Origin of the sequence: Sphingopyxis sp. BSNA05, assembly GCF_013265645.1 — a bacterium.
Taxonomy (GTDB): domain Bacteria; phylum Pseudomonadota; class Alphaproteobacteria; order Sphingomonadales; family Sphingomonadaceae; genus Parasphingorhabdus.
In genome coordinates this window covers 1-886 of the sequence record NZ_PYIA01000130.1, presented here as the reverse complement: position 1 = coordinate 886, position 886 = coordinate 1, and the positions used below count along the sequence as shown (strand labels likewise).

1 protein-coding gene is annotated in these 886 nt (G+C 57.0%); it reads left to right on the top strand.

The genetic code is table 11. The features are described 5' to 3' along the window. Positions 1-886 (top strand): DUF5934 domain-containing protein (locus C8024_RS15290; protein WP_173206711.1); only part of this gene is annotated, 886 nt, incomplete at both ends.

Sequence of the window (886 nt, the reverse complement as noted above, 5' to 3'; positions counted from 1 at the left end):
AGGCATGCCCGAAGGCGCGTGTCTGCAGATATTACATTTTGCCAGCCCGCGCATTGGCCGGGTCGTCGCCCCCTGGTTTGCCAAACGTTATGCGCAGGGCGGCGTATATGAGGCAATGGCGCGCCATAGATCAAAAAGGCTTTATGATCTGGTCTGGGAAAGCGGGTCTGCCCATGCGCCGTTTCATGCCCGCTGCCATAATCTGGTTATCTCTCTGGGCGTTCCAGACACCGCAAATGTTGACGACAATGAACTCGCGCAGTGCCGCGAGGGACTGATCGGCGTGCTGACCTCGCTTGGCATTGATGCAAATGAAATGGAACCGCAGGAACTTATCGCGCTCGTTGATGATCTGACCTCTCCTACGACGGCACCGCAAGAAGACCGCACCGAATATAATCCGCTCGACGACATTGCCAGCCAAGCTATCCGCCGTGATATTGAACTCGAAGTTGAAGATGACCGGATGATCCTGCGCACCGAACGGTTCCGGGAAATCGGGCGCAGCGCTGATGGCACGCCGGAGATCGGCGCTATTTATCCCGATGCCTTTGACATCCGGCATTTTGGTGTTCGGCAAATGCCCGAACGATGGGCGCCGTGGGAATGCGCGCGGCTAATCGGCGACATGTTCACCGACAAATTGCGCTTCCCCTGCCCGGCTGCGACCATGCTTTGTCTGGTTTATCCCGACCGCGAGGGCGCTTCGGCAAAAGCCGGTTTCAAGTTTATGCGCACAACCAGCCTCAGCCAATCCAAAAGCGCGCGGTTTCTGCCCAAGCTCGCCCAGCAATCTGCCGAATGGAGCCATGTCCAGGCAGAATTGCAGGCTGGCAAAAGACTGGTACAATTGTTTTACGGCGTAACCAGCTATTCGCCACTCGGC